The organism is Dokdonia sp. Hel_I_63, assembly GCF_007827285.1.
Classification (GTDB): domain Bacteria; phylum Bacteroidota; class Bacteroidia; order Flavobacteriales; family Flavobacteriaceae; genus Dokdonia.
This window is the reverse complement of the sequence record NZ_VISD01000001.1, coordinates 3,019,876-3,040,586: the sequence shown is the minus strand read 5'-3', so window position 1 is coordinate 3,040,586 and position 20,711 is coordinate 3,019,876. Positions and strand designations below refer to the sequence as shown.

Genomic DNA, 20,711 nt, shown 5'->3' with positions numbered 1-20,711 from the left:
CCTGGATTGCTAAAGCATTTGTCTAGAATTGAATACCTTATCTGGGCTCCTTTAGTGATTGCCATTATGCATTTAATTTCTTAATCAAAATCCTTGGAGATTCTTTATTGTCAAAATGGATTTTATAATCTTCATTAAATCCATACTCCTTAACTAAACTTGAAGAATCAATTTCTTTAAAGCCAAATTTCATGCTCATAAACAAGGATATATAATTACTTCTTTCTAAAAATACAGCAACATTTTTAACGCTTTTTCTGCTCAAATAATTAAAAATTAAAACAGAAGCCTCCTTAGCATAACCTTGTCTCCAATATGAGCTATTTATAATTATTTCAGATGAAATATTATTGTTGTTATCTAATCTTTTATTCTGAAAGTTATATACCCCATCTAGAATAATATTCCTTAAGCCTATAATTTTAGATTCAGTCTTTAATTCAATTACATAACAAATGAAACCATTAATTTCATTTTGATGTCGTAATATTTTATCAGCCATAACATGAACAAATTCACGTGGGTTTTTGTAAACTTTAGAATAACCTCTTACGTTATCATCATTAGAATAAATTTCCAATAAGTCATTGATTATTTTCTTATCAAAAGTGCCAGGATAAACTTTCAATCTTTCAGACTCTAGAACTAGGTTTTCATCTAAAATTTCACCAATTATATTCATTCTATTATTTACGTTAAAAGGTTATACTTTGTACTATGTCAATTAATACTAATTGTTTTAACAGTTCTAGTGATATGATTTGCATTATTCCAATATAAATTCATACTTATTAAGGATGATAATATTCATATCAAAAATGGGTTTTTCAAACTGTACTCCGTAACTGCCTTGGAAAGCTTTTCTTCTAGTTGATATGTGTCAAACTTCTCTACAGTTTTCTTATACTTTCTTATATCATATCGTTGTGCACCTAAAGCATTCGTATATTCTATAGCCAAGAATAATATGGAACGTTTGTGAGTTTTTATACTACTTGACTCTTGATCAAAATATGTTAGGTTGTTAGTTTCTTTATTGAAATAAGTCGCGAGTTCTAATGAGTCTAGGTTGTAGGGTTTATTTTGATGATTTATTTTGGTATTTGTTAGGCGACGTGTTTCTTTTAAGACATAATTTGCAGGAGATACCTTTTTAATATTATTTTTTTCCTGCTGGTCTATAGTGATTTTCGAAGTAAAAAAAGATTTTAATAAATCATTGTAATAAAACTCAAAAGGTACAATTTCTAATTCTTTAATTTTTTTTCTCTTTTTTAAAAACGCTATGCCGTCCTTGGTGAGCGTATAGGAAAGTAAATTATCATTCACCTTCTCGACAATCATTCCATTTTTAATTAAAAAATGGAATTGAACAGTAACGAATGATGTTTCCTTGATGCCTAAAAATGCACATATTTCTTGATGTGATTTAATTCCTGCTTCTATGCTTTCAAGTATAATTTTACTGAAGCGATCGATTTCTGTTTCTTTTTCACCGACTATACTTTTAATACATTTCCAAAAGGGTATTGCTATTTCAAAAACATTTGTAAGTTCATAATCAATATGATGATCTTTATATTGATTTTCTATATGCTGAAATTTGTTGTTTGATTTCATAATTTTTATTCTAGGGCTTCTTGTAAATTATTAAAAATAACTTCTTGCTCCGCAAGGTCTTGAATGATAGTTCTGAGCTTAAATTCTTTGAAAGAGCTACCTGGTTGCAATGAAGCTCTTTTTAAAATATATTCACTATCACCAACAACAATAAGAAGTTTTTTTGCTCGAGAAAATGCGACATTGATTCTGCGATAGTCTTCTAAGAATCCAATACTGGAGCTGCTCTGGCTACTTTTTACAATGTCATAAATTATAATATCTCTTTCTGCACCTTGAAATTTATCAACCGTATTGATGTCGATAAGAGAATCAACCTCTTCATTAGTTTTGATATTAAAATTTGGGTACTTTTTTACATCAATACTTCGTGATAACAACTCTACTTGCCCACTATAACCAGCAATTATTCCTACGTCTATAGGATTCTCTAAGTCTTTTTTGGATGAATGTTGTTTGTTAAGAGTGTTTAAAATTTTGAGTATAGCATTTTTATTACTAATATTTTCCCGCTTAATCTTATTACCATTGTCAAAGGGTGTTTCACATTTAGAAGTTGTTATCATTATGACTGACGTAGGCGCTTCGACATACCCACCCGTTACTACATCTTTGAATAGGGTAGTAGGTTTTTTAAATTTTAGAATATGCTTTTTAATACTATCGTAATCTGGTATGATATCGAGACTAGGGTTTTTTAATTTTTTATCGTAAAAGTGAGTTGATATTAGATTACCCAATTGCCTAGGCATACGATATTGTATATCAAGCATTTTAATATGACTTTCTAAATTGGGGTTTTGTTCAAATTGAAGTATAAGTTTTTCAAATAGACTTTCTCCATATTCTTTATCCATATCAAGTCCGTTGTCCTCTAATTCAATTTTAATTTTATCTGTTATAGCGCCCTCACTTGTAATTACAGGAGGTAATTGTTTATGATCTCCTATGAGTATAATATTTTCTCCCATATTAATAGGGACTAAATTTTCTGCAGGAGTAGCTTTACTACTCTCATCCATGATTACATAATCAAATTTGAAATCTACATCTTTGTACTGTCCACTAGCAATATGTATACAAGTTGCTCCAATAACATTTGTAGACTTTAATAGCGCAGTCTGTAAATCTTCTACAGAAGATCCATTATTAATGGTAGATTTAATTTGATGTTCATTTTTAATGGAACCTGCATTATCAAGAAAGGCAAACCACTCTCTTTGAATATTTTGACTTGTCATATTTTTTTTTGAAATATGTTTTTCGAAAATCCTCGAGACTTGTTCAAGAGTATTTGCGTTTTCAAATTCACCTTTAATGAAACTATTTTGAATCTTCAAAATATTTTGAAAATCACTAAATTTATTCTTTTTAGATTGTTTTAATATATTGAAGTCTTTGTGAAATTTTAAAATCGCCTTGTCAGTACTTTTTCCTTCTATATTGTTTTGTGTGTATTCCTCACTTTTGATTTTTGTATCCTTAATCCAAGTACTTAATTTTGTCTTGAAAGAATGATCTTTAATTGATGGTGATATTCGATCCTCCGTAGAGGCAAGCCGCATAAACAATATATCCTCGGGCAATCTTTCCAAAACATTATCTACAGCTAGATTAGACTGCGATGTAACTAATATTTTTGCATTACCATTTTTTCGTATAAGTTGTTGTATAATTTCGACTATAACCGTTGTTTTACCAGTTCCTGGAGGCCCTTGAATAAGATATGCCGGTTTCTTGTGAAGAGCTTCTAAAACTGCTTCTTTTTGAGTCTCATCAGTTTTTAAATAATGATTATAGATCTTATTTTCATAATCTTGGTAGTCAATATCAACATGACCAATTATTGGGGTAGTATGTGGTGAAGCTAGAATGGAAGATAAGATAGGATTTACAATATCTCTATTGATAAATTTATCACATGCTTCTATCTGCTTTTTAAATTGACTTGTTTCGATTCTCACATCTTCAAAGAGAGTGCCATTTTCGGGAATCTCATCAAATGTTAGGTTGGCATCTTTAATGATTAGAGTTTGAGACTTTTGGTTATAATCGTGAATAGTTCCAATTAGTGAATCATCAATACTAAGTTTTACTTCATTGCGTTTGAGCTCTTTAATAACCTCCCAGTTTTGGAATTCATTAGTAAGGTGAAATACCGTGTTTGTTTTATTGCTCTTACTTATGTTGCACTTGTGGTATTTTGCTTTGAAAGCTTTTTCTTCAATATATTCACGTTCCATTTTTGGAAGTGCCTGCCATATTTTTAGACTTTCAGATTTCTGCTTATGTAATACAGCGAGTTGATTAACTTCGTCCCAATGTCTACTAAAAAATTGATAGCTGTCAACATACTCCAGAGGTTCGTAACTAAATCCAAACTCTGATAGGAAACCTTTTCTCTTAATCGGTTCATAAGGGTCGCCAATACTATCTGCAAGTAGAAAAATGTAATTTTGTTTATTTACAAAAAATCTACCACTATAACTATGCGTTGTAAATTGCCCTGTAATTTGATCCTCTTTAGCAGAAAGTTCTTGATCTAGTTTGATATAACAATGATCATTCATCTCTTGAAGTACAGGGTTGAACGATTCTCTTAACTCCTGTTTTACAATAACCTTTATAGCTTTCTTAGTTGTAGTTTTGGTTTGAATTTTATCAAGAATTGAGATAGGCTCAGCATAATTGCTAAATCTCTCAATTCTATTTTTTGATAACGCTTTCGCGAAAGCGGTTAAGAGATTTGGGTTTTTGCTTTGAGAAGCTACTTCCTTGAACTGTAAAAAGACTGAAAATAAGTCAGATTGAAATTTAGGTCTAAACCCGTCTATTACTTCAGGAGCCAAATATTCGGTTTTAAGAATATTAAATAGTTCAAAAATCTCACGTGTTCCTATATATTTGAGTACAGCAGATGTTTTACTTATATTTATTGTATCAGGAGCGATGTAAAATCCATCACGGTTCATTTTTTTAAGTTCGCTTAGGCCAATTAATAATTGTTTGAGATGGATGATTTCTCTCTCGATATTTATCTCTGTAGAGTTTGTATTCTCATACACAATAAAGAAAATATCTTGTTCCTTGTCAACGTTGCTCTCAATGATTTTCTGAACTCCAGGTATTTCCTTTTTAACGAGTCCTTGAATTTCAGATTTTAAAATCCGCTCTATTTGAGTCTTTTTTTGTGGATCATTTTTAATAGTTAATATCTCATAACTTTCTCCATAATTACTCTCTGCTAGCCATACGTTGACACTAATATTAAATTCTTTGAGATGTTGAATGATTTGGTATTCTCCTACTGTATTCAATAGTTCGTTTTTTGATGATGAATGATTTGAGGTGTATAATAATTAGTTCAATTATAGAGACTAAATCTCTCCTTAAATAGCAATGCACTTTTTCAGGTTGCTGTTGAGTCTCAAGTTGAAAAAATTATATGACTTGACTAATATACTATTTATGGGTCTTAGGGAATTACGGGTTTTCCCATAAAAGCTAGATTTCTAGAAATCTAGAACTATAGAAATCTAGAATTATAGATAATTAGAGGGATTGCGGTTGATTATGAGCGATATGATTTTAATGTTAAAGTTTTTATTAGGCATTAAAGTTAACCTACATCAATTGCACATTCCTTCCTCCATTACTGAAAAGAGGATCTGCAATAATAAAAAGGAGCTTAGTGAAATCGACGTTTATGCCCCTGCAATCCAAGTAGTCAAATTTCTTCTAAAAAAGGTACAAAGGGAAATCGATTAAATTACCAAATCTTATAAATGCTCAAAAACACTATTCATTTTCCTCTTCCTCGATTTCATCTTCAGAAATTAAATAATGATCTTTTCCAAGTCCTACTATAGTGATTATATTGGTGACAGTCGTGTACAGCAATAGAATTACAGTGACCATCATACCACTCATAAAAGAAGAACAAATGAGTGTAATCCAATAGACATATTTAAACCAATGAGTTGGTAAATTTTGTGATTCTGTAATTGGGATATTAAAAAGTTGGAAAAGAATCATTGAGCTTATAAATACCACGGTATCAAATTTAGCAATACTAAGAACCTGTTTGTAGTGCGCTGCTTTTAGTTTAGATTGTGAGCTAGTACTAATACCCAATAATGTTAGTAATAATGCTAAAATGGTAGCAGATGCGAGTATAATAGTATTACACAACATATTAATTCCTGATAGTGATGATTCAATTAGTTTCTTAGCCTCGTAACCGCTTATATCTCCTAATATAAATATTGCAACTGCCAAAAAGCAAAAAGTAATTGCACCACCAAGAAGTGACATTTTATTAGTCTTGATAAAATCAATCATATTTATTTAAAATTTATTTTTGGTTTAGTAATTCTAAAAGTACAATTGTCAACTCATATATTATTTTGTGTTTAGATAATTCACATCTATTTAACACCCAGGGTTAAAGGGTACTAATTTTATGAATTTTAGATCTATCATCTAGTATTTTTAGTAATTAAAATTGAGCCTATGATAGTTAAGAATACAAACAAAGGATGGAGAATAATCACTCAAACAAATCACGCATTTTTAGCTACTCAAATTGCTCAAGCATTAAAAGAAGATTTTCGAACAGAATTCTGGCTCGAAACACTTTTAGCTATTTATAATCATGAAACTTTGGAAACCGATTTTAATTCAGGGGAAAGAATAAATAATCTGAATTTACCTATTGATTTTCGAGAAGCTACTTCTACAAAAAAGGAACTTTACAGTAAAATCGAGAGCATGGTTCGCAAAGCCTCAAATCGCTCTATCATTGTTGGGGCACTAGTAGCTGAACATCTTATGTTTCTTCATAAAGCAGACATTAATAAAAAGAGTATTATAACTTTATGTGAAGACACTATTAAGAATGCTAAGTCTCTACATAAAATAGACGAAACCACCTTTAAGAAGATGTACGGCGTTGTACGCTTTTGTGATAGATTATCGTTAATGATTTGCACCGAAGAACTTCCTGATTTAGATCGGAAATTTGAAATAAACGATTCTTTAGATATTGGAAAAGTGCTGTTATACCTCAAGGATGAAAGTATTAGAGTTATTCCTTGGCCATTTAAAAAGGAAACTTGTTCAATTTACATCGAATACAAATTATTAACGAAGTCGCATTTTAAAGACGATAGCGATTTTATTAATGTCTTCCAAAAATCACTTGTAGAGAATAGCATTTTTGAACTCTCGGAATAGGTGTAAATAATATTATTCCAATTACATCAACTTCACATTCCTTACCACATCTTTATTGAGAAGGTTTGGTGTAGGTCTGTAGGCTTCCCCATTTTGTAGGCTTTCCTATAAATTGAGAGAAGTTTACAAGTCCATCCCTTTATTAATTTTGTTTTTCCGCAATTTCTTCAAAAAGTTCATGAGAACTTTCTATAAAATCATCCATATTTTTTTTTTCGTAATCTGAAATCGCTGGATACATTAATTTTCCCTTATATATGGTCTTTTCTTCTAAATCATCAACATTTAATATATCATGCGCTAGTTCGTGATACATTAAAAAGTACCGCATTGGTTTATTAAAACTTGTCCAACTTGAAGGATTTATATAAATTTCAATTCTATCATCATCATTGCTTCCGTACGATAAACCGTGAATATGCGTAGTATTATTTAATTGGTCTAATTTTGAAAATCTTATAATAGTTGTTTTTGGTTTTTTAGGGTAGACACCATAAAAACGAATATCTCTATAAAACTTATCTACATACATTTGAAAGTCCACGTCAGATTCATAGCTACTTGTAGATATGCTTTCGTACAAATCACTTTCTGTTTGATTCGTAAATAACTGGTATATATATGGAACAATAATTAGTGTAACTAATCCAATTATAATCCACTTTAAATTTTTGTTATTTTTCTTTTCTGAAACTTTTATTGCTGAAATTACATTTTGGGTTTTTTGAGTAACAAAAACTTCCTTTTTTTGTTGATGGTTTCTAGTGTTTAAGTCGGGGGGAAGAGAATTTAAGATTTCTACTAATTCAACGATGTCAGATAATTTTTTCCAATCTTCTAGACCATAATACCAAATTTTTGAATCTCTGTTTAGATTTTGTTCTATTAATTCTTCTTTAATAAAAGGGCCTAATTTTTTGTCTCCATTTAAATAAAAGTATTTTGTCATAATTAATTGTATTGTTCAGGGAAAACCAGGGAATTAGTTATCGATAGGTAAAGAGATTCCAAAACTTCAAATTCTGCATTGTCAAGTCCGCCTCCTTGAAGACAAACCATTTTATCTTCGTAAAAAATAAACCAAAATTTAGTGATCATTCTAAATTTATACCCTAATCTTTCAACCTCTCCTTTTACTGTAAATTCTATGGTTGGATATTTGTCTACAGTAACAATATTTTGATTAAGAATTTGAGGGTTTTTTAAAAATGAAATAGCACCGCTAATAAGTTCATCAGTAAATTCGTTATTTGACAAAATTTCTTTAGTTTCATTTCTTGAAATAAAAGTCATATAATCCTTAACGAGTATCATATATGAATTATTTCCGTTAACAAATTTCTTAACTATATTTGGTCTATCTGCCTCCAATATTTCCCAATCAATAGGAGCTTTTAATTTCAAATTTACATTTTTTGCTTTTTGATGGTCTTTGATGCTGATATAATCGCCTAATTTAAAATTGTACGTAGAAAACTCACTAGAATTGATGCTTATTTTTTTTGCAATTTTATTACTCTTAAAATAATAAAAGTCAACATTTACATTTTGTAGAAAAAAGGTTTTTGCTGTTCCAATAGTTTTAAAATTGGCAATCAAATCTTCTTTTATGTTAATTGGGGCTTCCCAATTTTCAGGTACATCATATTGATAAATTAAAGTTCGACCTATTGCAATGCATCCTCTAACTGTAATTCCATTGCCAATATCATTCCCTTCTAACTTCTTATTAAGTGATACTGCTAATTCTTTAATTTCATTTTCTGATATGTTTTGACCAATTGCAATTGAAAAAACAAGAAAAAGCAACAACGTAATTGATAATTTCATCAGACTATATTTTTGGGTTTATACCATATTGATTTGTTTCTTTCTGACCATTGGCAAAAAGCATCCAAAACATATAGAAAGGTATAATTTGATACCAACCACTATTCCCAATATCGTGACACCTTTTTGCTCCTTGTGCCCATAAAAACCACAACATTGGAGTAAAAGCAAGTCCCATGAAAGGAACATCTATTGATTTAATAATTACCAATACAAATAAATAGGCTATGAAATAAATGATTAAACTAATACAAAATTCAGTTCTTCTTATTCTACCTTCAAATGAAAATGGTTTAGATAACAATCTCTGTTTCCTTTTTTTGATATTTATAGATTTTTCGGTGTTGTTTGTTTCAATGGTTGGATTATTATTCAGTTCATTTTCAATGAAATTTTGATTTATTTCAGGTGGATTTAGTTCGAGAATAGAAATCATTTCAACGAGTTCACCTGCTAGAGTCCAATTCTCTAAACCTTTATACCAAATTAGGGTGTCTTTTCTGATATTTTCATTCTTTAATTCTTCAAACAAATATGGACCGTTTTTCTGGTTATCATTTGAGTAAAAGTATTTTTCCATATTTTTTTTTGAATTATAAATAACCGAACACTACATAAATCGAGCGCGGCATTTTGCTGAATTGCTTTGCGGTCTTATTAGTTTGATCTAAATATACTATTTATACTCCGTAAGGAATTACGGGTTTTCCCATAATCACTATAATTATAGAAAATTAGAATTATAGAATTATAGATAAATAGCGGGATGCGGCTAATTTTAAGCCGAATATTACTAATGTTAAAGTTTATTGTAGTTATAGAATTGACCTACATCAACTTCACATTCCTACCCACATCGGTAAAACGAGGATCTGGAATGATATGAAGTCTTTCAATGAAATCAACGATTATGGCTACGCAACCCAAATCGTCAACCACTTTTCCTTTTATATAGTACACTCCATTAGATTGAATATTATACTTCTCAGAAATAATGGGGAAATGAACGGTATCAAAAAAAGTTCCATCGATATCTAGAAAGGTACCGAAATGCATTAATCGCTTGTCCTTTGTTGGAGTTCCTTTAGCCGTAACTAGTTTGCCACAAATAGCGATTTGCTTGTTAATATAGTTAGCAAGTTCCACCGCCTTGAAATGTGTAGGCAATGGCGCGTTCAATAATTCGAAATAAGAACAGAGTGGAAACGATAATAACTCGATCTGATCATAAGCATCAATGACTGCTTCAGATGTTATTTCTGGGATGTCATAGTTTACTTTTTTTGGACTAAATAATACGGGGTCACTATGCTGCGGCAACTTATTTTCTAGTTTTAGATGAGCCTCCCATAGAAGCACATGTTTGTCAACTCCTGTAAATCGAAAGGCGTCTATGCGAATTAAAATAATAAGTTGTTCTAAGCCGATATTTACTCGTTCTAAAAAGTCATCAAAGCTTTTGTAATGCCCATTAAAGTTGCGATTATTCAAAATGGTTTGAACAGCTCGCATAGAGAGTGTCTTGAGCATTCCCATTCCTAAATATACTGTCTTACCTATAATCCTATTTCCGTGCTCACTATTATTGATACAAGGTGCAGCGACTATTCCTCCTTGTACTTTTATCTCATGTACATAAGTCTCAATATTATAAAACCCTCCACCGTTGTTGAGCACCGCCGTCATAAACTCTAGAGGGAAGTATTTCTTCAGGTATAAGGACTGATAGCTTTCTACTGCGTAAGATGCAGAGTGACCTTTCGCGAAAGCGTAACCCGCAAATGCTTTTATTTGATCCCAAACTTCTAGTGTGAGTTGCTCCGTGTAACCTCGTTCAAGACAGTTACTTTTAAATTTTTTTTCAATTTGCTCAAACTGTCCTTTACTCTTTACCTTACCACGCATACCACGTCTCAAAATATCAGATTCGGCTAGCGATAATCCTGCAAATTTATGCGCCACCTTGAGAACATCTTCTTGGTACACCATTACCCCATAGGTATCATAAAGGACTTCAAGCATCACTGGGTGTGCTTCTTTACGTTTTTCGGGAATGCGATGTCTTAATATGAATTCATTCTTCATTCCTCCATTAGAAACTCCAGGGCGTATGATACTACTTGCAGCTACGAGATTTAGATAATCGTTAGTTTGCAGCTTCGTCATTAGTGTGCGCATCGCTGGTGATTCTACATAAAACACACCCATGCAATCACCGGTGTTGAGCAGTCTATTTATCTCAGGATCATTTTTAAATTGTTCAACATCTTCCATGTCTGGTAGCGTCACATCTGGCTGATTGTATTTAATAATCTCAAGGCAATCTTTGATTTTAGAGAGTCCTCGCTGGGCGAGAATGTCAAATTTAAAAATGCCAACTTCCTCTGCGATATTCATATCAAATTGCACCGTCTGAAAACCTTTAGGCGGCATAAACGTACTCGTATAATAAGCTATTGGTTTTTGAGTGATGATAATACCACCTGAGTGTACACTTAGGTAATTAGGAAACCCGTGGATATAATGCGCATATTTATCAATGAGGTCAATGTAATCGTTGCTTTGGCTTTGCTTTCTTTTATAGCCTTTAAGATGATTATCTATTTCAAATTTAGGGACACCAAATACTTTTCCTAGTTCGCGAATGACTGCTCGATATTGGAAAGTAACATAAGTTCCCATTAGCGCAGTATTTTTAAACCTACGGAAGATATAAGCAGTTACATCATCACGTTCAAAAGATGAAAAATCAATATCAAAATCTGGCGGACTGCTTCTAAAGACATTGATAAAGCGTTCAAAATATAAATCCAGTTCTATAGGATCAACGTTAGTAATCCCAATGATATATGCAACCACACTATTTGCACCACTACCACGACCTATGTGTGGGTAGTTTTGTGATCTAGCATATTCAAGTATATCATGATTAATAAGAAAATATGAAACAAAGTCCATTTGTTTAATGGCTGTAAGTTCTTTCTCTACACGTTCATAAACTTCAAGAGAAGGATTCTTATAGCGCATCTTAATCTTTGAGTAGCAAAGCTCCTCTAGCATGCGCGCATCATCCTCTTTGCTCTCTCCGTAAATGATTTGATTTTGATTTACTCGATGATCATCAAAATAGAAATTGACTTTGCAAGATTTCAAAAGCCTGTCCGTATTGAATAGTAATTCTGGATAGTCTTGATACTTGATTCGCAATACTTCTGGAGCTATCATCTTGTCTTCAGGATCTCCTTGTTCTTGAACAGGTAGTTTACTTAGCAGTGTATTTAAATCAATGGTTCGCAGGAGTCTGTGCGCATTATAATCTGCTTTATTTCTAAAAGAAACCGTTTTTAGAATTACCATTTTATCACGTAAGCCTGCAAGTGGTGAGAATGGTAATTTATTGAGGTCTCTTATGGCAATGCCTATATATTCGCTTTCGCGAAAGCGGTCAAACTTCAATCCCATTGCTTTTTCAAAGGGGTAAATGGTATAGCAATTTTTAAAGGCTGGAGCGGTCTCAGAAAAATGCTTCTTTTGATGAAGATGCTCTGTCAAAAATTCATTAATCTCCTGATAACCCTCATTGTTTCTTGCTAGTAATACATATTGCTGATCAATACCATTTCTGATATCTACACCCACCACAGCATGCATTTGTCTTTCTTGAGCTTCTTTAATAAAATTTAGGCAAGCACTCGTATTATTGATATCTGTAAGCGCAAGTTGTTGTAAGCCATTTTCTTGCGCAAGATCAAGCAATGTAACCTCGGAAAAAGTTCCATAGCGTAGCGAATAATATGAATGGCAATTGAGATACATTGTTGATAAGTGAGGGTACAAAGCTATCCTAAAATTTGGAATATTTCCATAATTTTGGAAAAAATCTAAATTTGAACAAAGCGATAATTCATTTTGATCTCGACGCATTTTTCGTCTCTTGTGAGCGTAGGCTAGATAGTTCTCTTAACAATAAACCTGTTATTGTGGGAGGGACTGGAAATCGTGGTGTGGTAACGGCAGCAAGCTATGAGGCACGCAAGTTTGGTGTGCATAGCGCTATGAATATGAAAACTGCTAGACAACTTTGTCCGCATGCAGTTTATATACGCGGCAACGGAAGTACCTATGCAAAGATGTCCCAAGAAGTCACAGAGATACTTATGGAGACACTACCAATCGTTGAGAAGGCGAGTGTTGATGAGTTTTATGCAGACCTTACTGGAATGGATAAATTTTTTGGATGCTACAAATTTTCTACAGAGCTCAGGGCGAAAATTATAAGAGAAACAGGACTTCCTATTTCATTTGGATTATCTGCAAACAAAACCGTTTCCAAAGTAGCCACGGGTGAAGCCAAACCGAACAATCAAATGAATGTTGCCAATGGGCTAGAGAAGGTTTTTCTTGCCCCTTTATCCATCAAGAAAATACCAATGGTAGGAGATAAGACTTTCAAAACGTTCTCACTTCTAGGAATTCGTAATGTAGGCCTGGTACAACAAATGCCGGTGGAACGTATGATTTCTGTTTTTGGTAAAAATGGTAGGACGATTTGGGAGCGATGCTGTGGGATTGATGATAGTCCCATTAAACCATTTCATGAGCGTAAGTCAATTTCTAGTGAACGTACTTATGGAAAGGATACATTTGATCAAGTAGTGATTTCTACAACAATAACTGCTATGGCAGAAAACCTAGCCTATCAATTAAGGCGCGGAAATAAACTAACTTCTGTAATTACGGTAAAAGTTCGCTACTCTGATTTTCAGACCTATTCTAAGCAACTAAAGATACCACACACAGCTGCCGACCATATTCTAATTCCAACAGTATTAGATCTCTTTAATAAGCTTTATGACAGAAGAGTATTAATAAGGCTAGTAGGTGTACGATTTGCTGGACTAGCAGAAGGAAACTACCAAATTGATATGTTTGAGAATACGAACAAAACAGTAAATCTTTACAATGCAATGGATGAACTGCGTAAGAGATTTGGAGATAGTGTAGTACGGCGAGCGGCCACTATGGGAGAAGGTTCTAGAACCATTGGTGGTCAAGGAAATCCATTTGATGGTAAACCTCCAATTTTATTGGCGCATAGACATCGATAGAAAACTGGTTTAAGTACAACAGAATGGCAGTTGACTTATAAGTTTATAAGTTTAGTAATTTATAATCTTATAAATTAATATATATAGTTATAGATTAATTAATCTATAAAATGATAACTTTAGAAGGAGTATTAAAGAAAAAGCTATGTGTTATAAGACCTCAAATAAATTAACTGTTCCAGATATGGAAAAACGCTATAAGGTGCAGCGTGATCCTAATCTTGATATAGAAGATGGTGACTTTACAAGCTATCATATAAATGGTTTTTCTTTTCCGCCTATGCTTATCATAGGTATGGACAGCGGCTTAGACATATGCCCTAAGCCAGATTTACTGCATCCAGCCTTATGGGGTATTATCAAGCCTCAATGGACAGGAAATGATGTAAACGATTATTACAAGGGCTTAGGACGATACACGGGAGGAGCACTCAATGCTCAGTCTGAAAAGGCTTTTGACTATTGGTTATATAAAGATTCCATAATGACCAAACGATGTATAGTGCCGGTGACAGGGTTTTATGAACCCCACAAACTTGGGAAGACTAGCTATCCATTTTATTTTGAGAGAGAGGATCAAAAGCATCTAAGCATTGCTGGAATTTATACAATTACCCGAAGTGGTTTTGTAACATTTACATTACTAACAAGGGAAGCAAGTCCATTGTTTGCAGCAGTACACAATAAAGAAGGAGGAAAGCGCCAGGTAGTATTACTAGACGAATCAAATGAGAAAGATTGGCTAGACCCAAATCTCAATCAAAAAGATATAGAGTCATTTTTTAACTATGGCTATGATGATAAAAGCTTAGTAACTTATCCTGTAAGTAGAGAATTAAATGGTCGTAAATACCATCTAGATGGAGAAGATGCTATTGCTAAAGTTGAATATCCTGAATTACAACCCTTGCTAGATCAAATTAAGTAACCTAATCTATAACACCATCTGCGTAGAGCAGTATAGCCAACTGAAATGATGTTTTGGCTTTGTAGTTTTTCTTGAGCTTCTTAATTAGCTTCTCGATATATGAATTGCTATTAGGTCCTTTACTGTCAGCAGCTAGTTTTTTAGAAATTTCATTGTACAACATACCTTTTGACATCATATTAAGAATCTTCTTATCTGTCTTGGTTAGTACTAGATTAGTGTTACTCATTTTAGTTATGTATTAGGTATTTGCAATAGCAAATGTATTCAAATCTGATATACCTCTGATTATTAGGTGTTAAAAGCAATCATAAAAAAACAATTATGTATAATTTTCAATTAGATGAATATGTAGACTCCTTAAATGAAGACTACGAATTGATAATGAATGAATATTCTGGAACAGAACTATTCAGCGAAATCATTCACGCTTTGAATTGGCTATTTCCAGATTGGAAAATGAATAAAGAGCTTGGCTGTGGAGCTCCTGAATTTGTTTTGTCAGTTATTCATAATACTGAAGAAATATTTGAATCATCTTGTCAAAAAGAATTTTTGAAATTCCTTTACGATCATATTACTGACTGCTACGACTCCTCACGTATTTTTTACAACGATTCATTTAAAATGAAGTGTAATAACATATTAGCTAATTTAACTGAAGATGAATTTGAAAGAGAATTTGGAATGTTAGAATCGAAAATGACTAAAAAGGAAATTTGTAAATCATTTGAAATTTTTCAGAAAAAGCTAAGTAATGATATAGCTTACCATTTTGAATAAATTCATAAAAACAATTTCTAATTTTTGTAGGCAAAATTATGGTTACTTCTTTTTGTATTTATAGTAATTATCATAATTCACGATTCCTTCTGAACGATCAATACCCAGCTGACAAGCTTTCTCATAAAGTAATTCATTGAAAAAATCTCGTCTAGATAATTTGTTGTGTGTACAATAATTATTTAAATCATTTATTAATATATCTGAGGCAAAATTAGAAAGTATATCAATAGGATAATATGCCTTCGGTATGGTAATATTATATTGACCGGATAAATCTAAACCCTTGTAGACAGTGTAGTTTAGTTTGTAGTTCTCTTGCTCTGAGATAAATTGCATAACTAGCTTTTGGCAATTTAATTCGCGAAATTCATATTTACCTGCGCCGATATTTAATTCATCAGGAAACTGATATTGAAAGTTAGAGGTAATATCAAGCAAATTACGTTCCAATCGTTTGGTTCTAGACTGTTTAGTATTTGTTACAATGATAGTCTTATCTAAGTCTATACTGACACGAAAATTATCTCTAATTTGGCGAATTCTTCTATATATGTTATTAGTAACACCTATTTTGAAGAAATCTTTATCGTAAAAATGTAAAATATAAAGTAGCATCAATGACGTTTAAGTCATTACAATTTAGAAATATTCTTAGGACTTTCCAAATTATGAGTAAGAAATTAAGAAATGATGTACTGATCAACGCAATAGCATTAGAATTAGGAGATCTAAGAGCTACTTTATCTCTATCTCAAGAATTCGTTTACAATGATTTGGGCATACATATAGGCAGAATAGAGACTGGGTCTACAAATCTCTCCGTAAGTACCCTTGACGTTCTTTTGAAGTATTATAATATCTCATTCTCTGACTTTTTCAAACGTGTTGAAATGAGACTAGCTTAAGCTATCAGTTTTTTTTAGATATGCATTTTAATCAAAGTTCAAATATAATCCAATGATCAACCCACTTCCTTTGGAAATTACCCCAAAGAAATCGCCCTTCATATAGAAAAAAGACTTTGATAATTAAAAACTACCATAACAACTGAGGCACTCTTTCCCTTTTTTCATTTGGTTATATGTTTCCAAAATGAGTCGTTTTTAGCATTTAATAATTTTTCATCAAGGTAGTTTTGTGTTTTCTCATTATTGTTCTGATAGACTGTATCCCATGCCTGTTTATAGGGGTAAAAAAAATGAAATTTCACCCAATTTATTCCTAGAATAAATACACTAAATAGTAAAAACACTAGTATTGTTGACTTAACAATTTCTTTATAGCTACCTTCTTCCAATTTCAAGATAATGGGCTTAGGTATACTTTCCGGAATTTCATCAAGTGATTGATTCAGAATTTTTACTAGTTCTTCTACTTTCTCTGGTACGCTTAATGATTCTTTTAAATTTCTATTCAGTGTAGGCTCTAATCTTTCAATTTGCTGAATTAATATTGATTGATTGCTATGTTGAATTTTTAGATTGTTAATAGATACTTCTAGTTGCTCGGTTTTCTCAATGAGCTTTAGTAAATAAGATTCTTGGTTAATCATAATCCTCTTCGTTTTTTGCGTTTTTTCTTACGATTAGTATTTTCCTCATCGCTTGTATCTTCTTGGTTTAAATCCGTCTCTTGAGATAGTAATATGTCAAGAATAGATTTACCATCCTCTCCTGGTTTACTTGAATTATTAGAAATTTTCAAAACATTATGGTTTGAATTATTTCCATTACTTTCAAAATACTTTTTCAAATTGCCAAGACTATACTTTCGATCTACATCACTTCCCTTAATTGGATGATTGTTTTCAATTTTTATAAATGTTATGCCTCGTCCAACTTTGCAGTGGTATCCATTGAGAAGCATTATTTGAGTAAAGTGATCTAAACTATCTGCTTCTACTAGAGAATGATTAATTGCAAATCTCAAATCTGCTATAGCCTTATTTGAGTCTAACGATCTTATACTTTCTATTCGTTTCAGTGAATATTTAATTTCAAGATGTCTCGACAAATCTTTTGCTCTAGATGCAAAATTTGACATATCGATTGAGAGGCCATCTAACTTTATTGCTGATAAAGCGCTGTGAAAATGATGATGATATTGAGAATCGCGATGGGCGACAGCGAACCAAAGATCACTTCCACCATTAAATTCTTCCATAACTTCCTCCAAAATATCTAATCTCGTAGATTCATCAATTTGATCTTCCCTTGGAAATGAAACAATAATGTTATAGGCAATATTTTCAGCTTTTTGATTCGTTAATTCCCTTACTTTAAATTCATTGACTATTTCCTCGATATCTTGAAATGGAGACACGCCTTTAGCATCCAAAATTTCATGATCTTGATTTACTAAATAGTTCAGAAGATTGGAAGAAGAGGCTGTTCGAACTATTTTAATAATCATACTTACTTCTAATTTTGGTTAAAATCGATTCTATTAAGTTTATGTGCATTTCTAGTTTAAGTGTTTCAGAGAGTTGAAAAACTCTCTTTAGTTTTATTAAAAGCCATAGATTCCGTCCAACCTGGGCTATCTCCATCTTCAACTTCTCAGTTTCGACATCAGGCAGCTGTCTGACATAAATTTCTTTTCTAAGTCCAGCTGAAACCAAATAATTAGAAAGATTTGTTTGATATTTTTTTGCTTCTTTCTGTAAAATTGTTTTTTCATCTGATGTTACTCTTATTGATATTCGTTCAGTTTTTTGATTCATTTTTTTTATGAGCTTTGCGAATAATTTTCTTTGTGTACACACACGCATTTAGCGTTTGTACACACAAAGTCCAACTTGCTATTACTTCCCCTTTATCTTATATTTTAAGAAAGGGGAAGAAAGGGGTGTATTTAATTTTGACTTGAAAATTATCAATCTGATGTGTTTTCGGAAATTCATAATTTCAAATTGAATTTGATTTCCATGTATAATCATATTATTCCCCTTTCTTATTATGATTAGTCATTGTTACTTTTTATAACATGTTTTGGGATAGGCGTCATTCTTACTTTATTAAGCCAATTATTAAAATGCTTTATAAATTCACTTTCTTTTTTCTTCCACTCACCATTGCAATACAAGTAATTTTGAAATTGCAGCATTCTTGATAACAGCTCGCTTTCGTTTTTAAGTCTATACGAAGGATTACTTATAATACTAGTCCTCCAAGACCTATTGTTATAAAACTTTTTTAGCAGTATTTGAACCTGCTGCATTTCTGTTTTTTCTTTTTTCTTTTTATCTTCTTTAGTATTTTCTTTTTTAGTTTGCTCTAGTTTACTTTGTGGATTATTGTCATTACTTATTAAGTTAATGTCACCTAAAACATACCCAAGAGATAGTTTTTGAATACCTAAAGTAGAAAGATGATTGGTCAATTTTGATTTTGTCATTAATTCTGTAGTTCTTCTACAATAAGCATCTTTGAAAGTATCGTTAAAACTTTCGCTGAACAACACATTGTAGTCGTCCCATATTTGTTGATCGAAAAATTTAAGTTTTAACAGATTCTTGATTATTCCGAAAAGTTTTACTTCATCAACTAAGAGTTCTGATGCTAAATAAAAAATTTCAGTATCATCTTGAAGGTTTAAAAAATGATTATCCGCAAGGGCAATTTTCTCTAAAAGAAGATAGAAAATAGCATATCCTTCGTTACCAAATAGACGTCTTAGGTATAAAATCACCTTATTATGATTTGCAGAATGTGGAAAATAATCCACGTTGTATCTTGGAGGTCTAGCCATTTTTTATAATTTTAAAAGTGGATAAATGATTTAAAGTTTTCATAATATAATTGCTTTAAAAACCCATACATTTGCATAGGTTTTAGTTAGAGGTTAAGACTTAGAAATATAAATGCATAACCCGGCTAGGTTATGCATTTTTTTATCGTTTATATTTTAGTGATTTTACTTCTTCCAAAGAGTTGAAGAGTTCATAATGATATATGCGGACTCTTCTTCCTATAGTTTCAGCTTTTATTATTCCCTCTTTTATATAATTAGATACTGTTTGCTCTGATACCTTTAAAAGAATGGAGGCTTCTTTTTTAGTGTATAGTTTTTGAGATAAATCTTCCTTGGAAGATTCTTTAAGTTCAACAATCTCAGATTTTAATGATCTAATTTCTGCAAAGAGTTGCTCAAAAGGGTTTGTAATACGATAAGTTGTTTTAGTAGAATTCATGACAGTGTTTTTATAGTTCAACACTGTAAAATTCATTAACTAACAATATAAAAAGCTGGAATTCCCAGAATTCCAACTTTTTTAACCTAAGTATTTAAAAATGTTGGTATAGTCTTTCAGTAATTCTAGTGATATATCTTCTTTTTTTAAAGATTTCTCTCGATCTATATGTAAACCTAGTAATTCATATTTATCAAGATTGTTATAAAACGTGCTGGACTTTATTAATTTCTCTTGATCCATCAAGGAGTTAATAAATTCGAGATATATACTTTTTGAATCTTGGATTAAAAGAAATTTATTTATAGATAGGTATCTGTAAAATATGGCAAATTCCTCCATTGGCTTTAAATTATAATGGGACCCATGCCAAATATATTCTTTTGTTAAAAATCCTTCTTTCACTAAAGTTGTCAAAATATCAACGGAGAAACTCTCGAAATCTTTTTTTAGGATATGTTTAAAAATACTTGAGATGTGTTCAAGTTTCTTTTTCTTATCCTGTATTTGTGGATATTGATCTAATGGTAGCTCTTGAATAGCAGAATCTATTTTATCCATTTCAGAATTTAAATAATCAAGTAAAATTGCTTCTTTCAAATTTATTTTAAAGAGGTTATATAATGGATAACGATCGCTTAAAGAATTAGAGTTGCGAAGTTGAAAAATCATTTGTTCAAAAATAGATTCACATCTTTGTTCAAAAGTTAGTTCGCTCAAAATATAATCATCATATAATTCGAGGTAATAACTTTGCAAATTCATTAAATCAAATTTTATATGACCTCTCATTTTTTTATCAGTGAGATCATAATTATTAATAGATTTTAATGCATCAGATTTTGCTTGAAGAAAAAAAATTTTAAAATCCACTTCATAATTCAAACGAAATCTATTAAAAATCATTTCTAAATAATTTTCAGTGGGAATGTAGTACAAAGCTTCACGATTAGACATCAATTAATTTTTTCAAGAAATATAGAAAAATATAGGCCTAAATTAAAATTAGAAA

21 protein-coding genes are annotated in these 20,711 nt (G+C 31.5%); 5 read left to right on the top strand and 16 right to left on the bottom strand.

Annotation, left to right across the window (positions count from 1 at the left end; genetic code table 11):
- Positions 1-64: 64 nt before the first annotated feature.
- The 4 genes from JM84_RS13310 to JM84_RS13295 all read right to left on the bottom strand — a co-directional run bounded on the left by JM84_RS13310 (position 65) and on the right by JM84_RS13295 (position 5,961).
- A complete protein-coding gene (locus tag JM84_RS13310) occupies positions 65-682 on the bottom strand; it encodes a GNAT family N-acetyltransferase (RefSeq protein WP_144784726.1) in 618 nt (205 codons plus the stop codon).
- Between the two features lie 125 nt (positions 683-807).
- The gene (locus JM84_RS13305) at positions 808-1,620 is read right to left on the bottom strand and encodes a hypothetical protein (protein ID WP_144784725.1); all 813 of its coding nucleotides are present in this window, start codon (positions 1,618-1,620) and stop codon (positions 808-810) included.
- Positions 1,621-1,625: 5 nt separating this feature from the next.
- Positions 1,626-4,937: an AAA domain-containing protein gene (locus tag JM84_RS13300; protein WP_144784723.1), complete on the bottom strand. Its 3,312-nt coding sequence runs from the start codon at positions 4,935-4,937 to the stop codon at positions 1,626-1,628.
- A gap of 481 nt (positions 4,938-5,418) precedes the next feature.
- Complete coding sequence (locus tag JM84_RS13295) at positions 5,419-5,961, bottom strand: hypothetical protein (protein ID WP_144784721.1); 543 nt, start codon at positions 5,959-5,961, stop codon at positions 5,419-5,421.
- Positions 5,962-6,132: 171 nt separating this feature from the next.
- Here JM84_RS13295 and JM84_RS13290 point away from each other — a divergent pair, with 171 nt between their 5' ends.
- On the top strand, positions 6,133-6,855 hold the full coding sequence (locus JM84_RS13290) for a DUF3891 family protein (RefSeq protein WP_144784718.1): 723 nt from the start codon (positions 6,133-6,135) through the stop codon (positions 6,853-6,855).
- A 142-nt stretch (positions 6,856-6,997) separates the two neighbouring features.
- Here JM84_RS13290 and JM84_RS13285 read toward each other — a convergent pair whose 3' ends face one another.
- The 4 genes from JM84_RS13285 to JM84_RS13270 form a co-directional block, all read right to left on the bottom strand.
- Entirely contained in the window at positions 6,998-7,804 is an 807-nt protein-coding gene (locus JM84_RS13285) for a DUF4339 domain-containing protein (protein ID WP_144784716.1), read from the bottom strand.
- 2 nt (positions 7,805-7,806) lie between these two features.
- Positions 7,807-8,685: a hypothetical protein gene (locus tag JM84_RS13280; protein ID WP_144784714.1), complete on the bottom strand. Its 879-nt coding sequence runs from the start codon at positions 8,683-8,685 to the stop codon at positions 7,807-7,809.
- A gap of 4 nt (positions 8,686-8,689) precedes the next feature.
- Positions 8,690-9,265, bottom strand: a complete 576-nt coding sequence (locus tag JM84_RS13275; RefSeq protein WP_144784712.1) for a DUF805 domain-containing protein — start codon at positions 9,263-9,265, stop codon at positions 8,690-8,692.
- 248 nt (positions 9,266-9,513) lie between these two features.
- A complete protein-coding gene (locus tag JM84_RS13270) occupies positions 9,514-12,501 on the bottom strand; it encodes a DNA polymerase III subunit alpha (RefSeq protein ID WP_144784710.1) in 2,988 nt (995 codons plus the stop codon).
- Positions 12,502-12,572: 71 nt separating this feature from the next.
- Here JM84_RS13270 and dinB point away from each other — a divergent pair, with 71 nt between their 5' ends.
- On the top strand, positions 12,573-13,793 hold the full coding sequence (dinB, locus tag JM84_RS13265; protein WP_144784708.1) for a DNA polymerase IV: 1,221 nt from the start codon (positions 12,573-12,575) through the stop codon (positions 13,791-13,793).
- 145 nt (positions 13,794-13,938) lie between these two features.
- Positions 13,939-14,721, top strand: coding sequence for an SOS response-associated peptidase (locus tag JM84_RS13260; protein ID WP_144784706.1), 783 nt, complete (start codon positions 13,939-13,941; stop codon positions 14,719-14,721).
- A 1-nt stretch (position 14,722) separates the two neighbouring features.
- On the opposite strand, the gene JM84_RS13255 is transcribed toward JM84_RS13260, so the two are convergent.
- Positions 14,723-14,950: a hypothetical protein gene (locus tag JM84_RS13255; RefSeq protein ID WP_144784704.1), complete on the bottom strand. Its 228-nt coding sequence runs from the start codon at positions 14,948-14,950 to the stop codon at positions 14,723-14,725.
- Positions 14,951-15,045: 95 nt separating this feature from the next.
- On the opposite strand from JM84_RS13255, the gene JM84_RS13250 reads away from it, so the two are divergent.
- Entirely contained in the window at positions 15,046-15,504 is a 459-nt protein-coding gene (locus JM84_RS13250) for a hypothetical protein (protein ID WP_144784702.1), read from the top strand.
- 42 nt (positions 15,505-15,546) lie between these two features.
- On the opposite strand, the gene JM84_RS13245 is transcribed toward JM84_RS13250, so the two are convergent.
- Entirely contained in the window at positions 15,547-16,122 is a 576-nt protein-coding gene (locus JM84_RS13245) for a GIY-YIG nuclease family protein (protein WP_144784700.1), read from the bottom strand.
- Positions 16,123-16,124: 2 nt separating this feature from the next.
- On the opposite strand from JM84_RS13245, the gene JM84_RS15415 reads away from it, so the two are divergent.
- Positions 16,125-16,412 carry a helix-turn-helix domain-containing protein gene (locus tag JM84_RS15415; protein WP_186439131.1) on the top strand — a complete coding sequence of 96 codons (288 nt, stop codon included), beginning with the start codon at positions 16,125-16,127 and terminating at the stop codon, positions 16,410-16,412.
- 164 nt (positions 16,413-16,576) lie between these two features.
- Here the strand turns inward: JM84_RS15415 and JM84_RS13235 are convergent, their stop codons facing one another.
- The 6 genes from JM84_RS13235 to JM84_RS13210 form a co-directional block, all read right to left on the bottom strand.
- Positions 16,577-17,059, bottom strand: a complete 483-nt coding sequence (locus tag JM84_RS13235; protein WP_144784698.1) for a hypothetical protein — start codon at positions 17,057-17,059, stop codon at positions 16,577-16,579.
- Positions 17,056-17,919: a relaxase/mobilization nuclease domain-containing protein gene (locus tag JM84_RS13230; protein ID WP_144784696.1), complete on the bottom strand. Its 864-nt coding sequence runs from the start codon at positions 17,917-17,919 to the stop codon at positions 17,056-17,058. Before JM84_RS13230 ends, JM84_RS13235 begins: the two co-directional genes overlap by 4 nt.
- Complete coding sequence (locus tag JM84_RS13225) at positions 17,909-18,229, bottom strand: plasmid mobilization protein (RefSeq protein WP_144784694.1); 321 nt, start codon at positions 18,227-18,229, stop codon at positions 17,909-17,911. The genes JM84_RS13230 and JM84_RS13225 overlap by 11 nt, the downstream gene beginning before the upstream one ends.
- A gap of 239 nt (positions 18,230-18,468) precedes the next feature.
- Complete coding sequence (locus JM84_RS13220) at positions 18,469-19,257, bottom strand: DUF4373 domain-containing protein (RefSeq protein WP_144784692.1); 789 nt, start codon at positions 19,255-19,257, stop codon at positions 18,469-18,471.
- Positions 19,258-19,399: 142 nt separating this feature from the next.
- Entirely contained in the window at positions 19,400-19,699 is a 300-nt protein-coding gene (locus tag JM84_RS13215; RefSeq protein WP_144784690.1) for a helix-turn-helix domain-containing protein, read from the bottom strand.
- An 81-nt stretch (positions 19,700-19,780) separates the two neighbouring features.
- Positions 19,781-20,656 carry a hypothetical protein gene (locus JM84_RS13210; protein WP_144784688.1) on the bottom strand — a complete coding sequence of 292 codons (876 nt, stop codon included), beginning with the start codon at positions 20,654-20,656 and terminating at the stop codon, positions 19,781-19,783.
- Between the last annotated feature and the right edge of the window lie 55 nt (positions 20,657-20,711).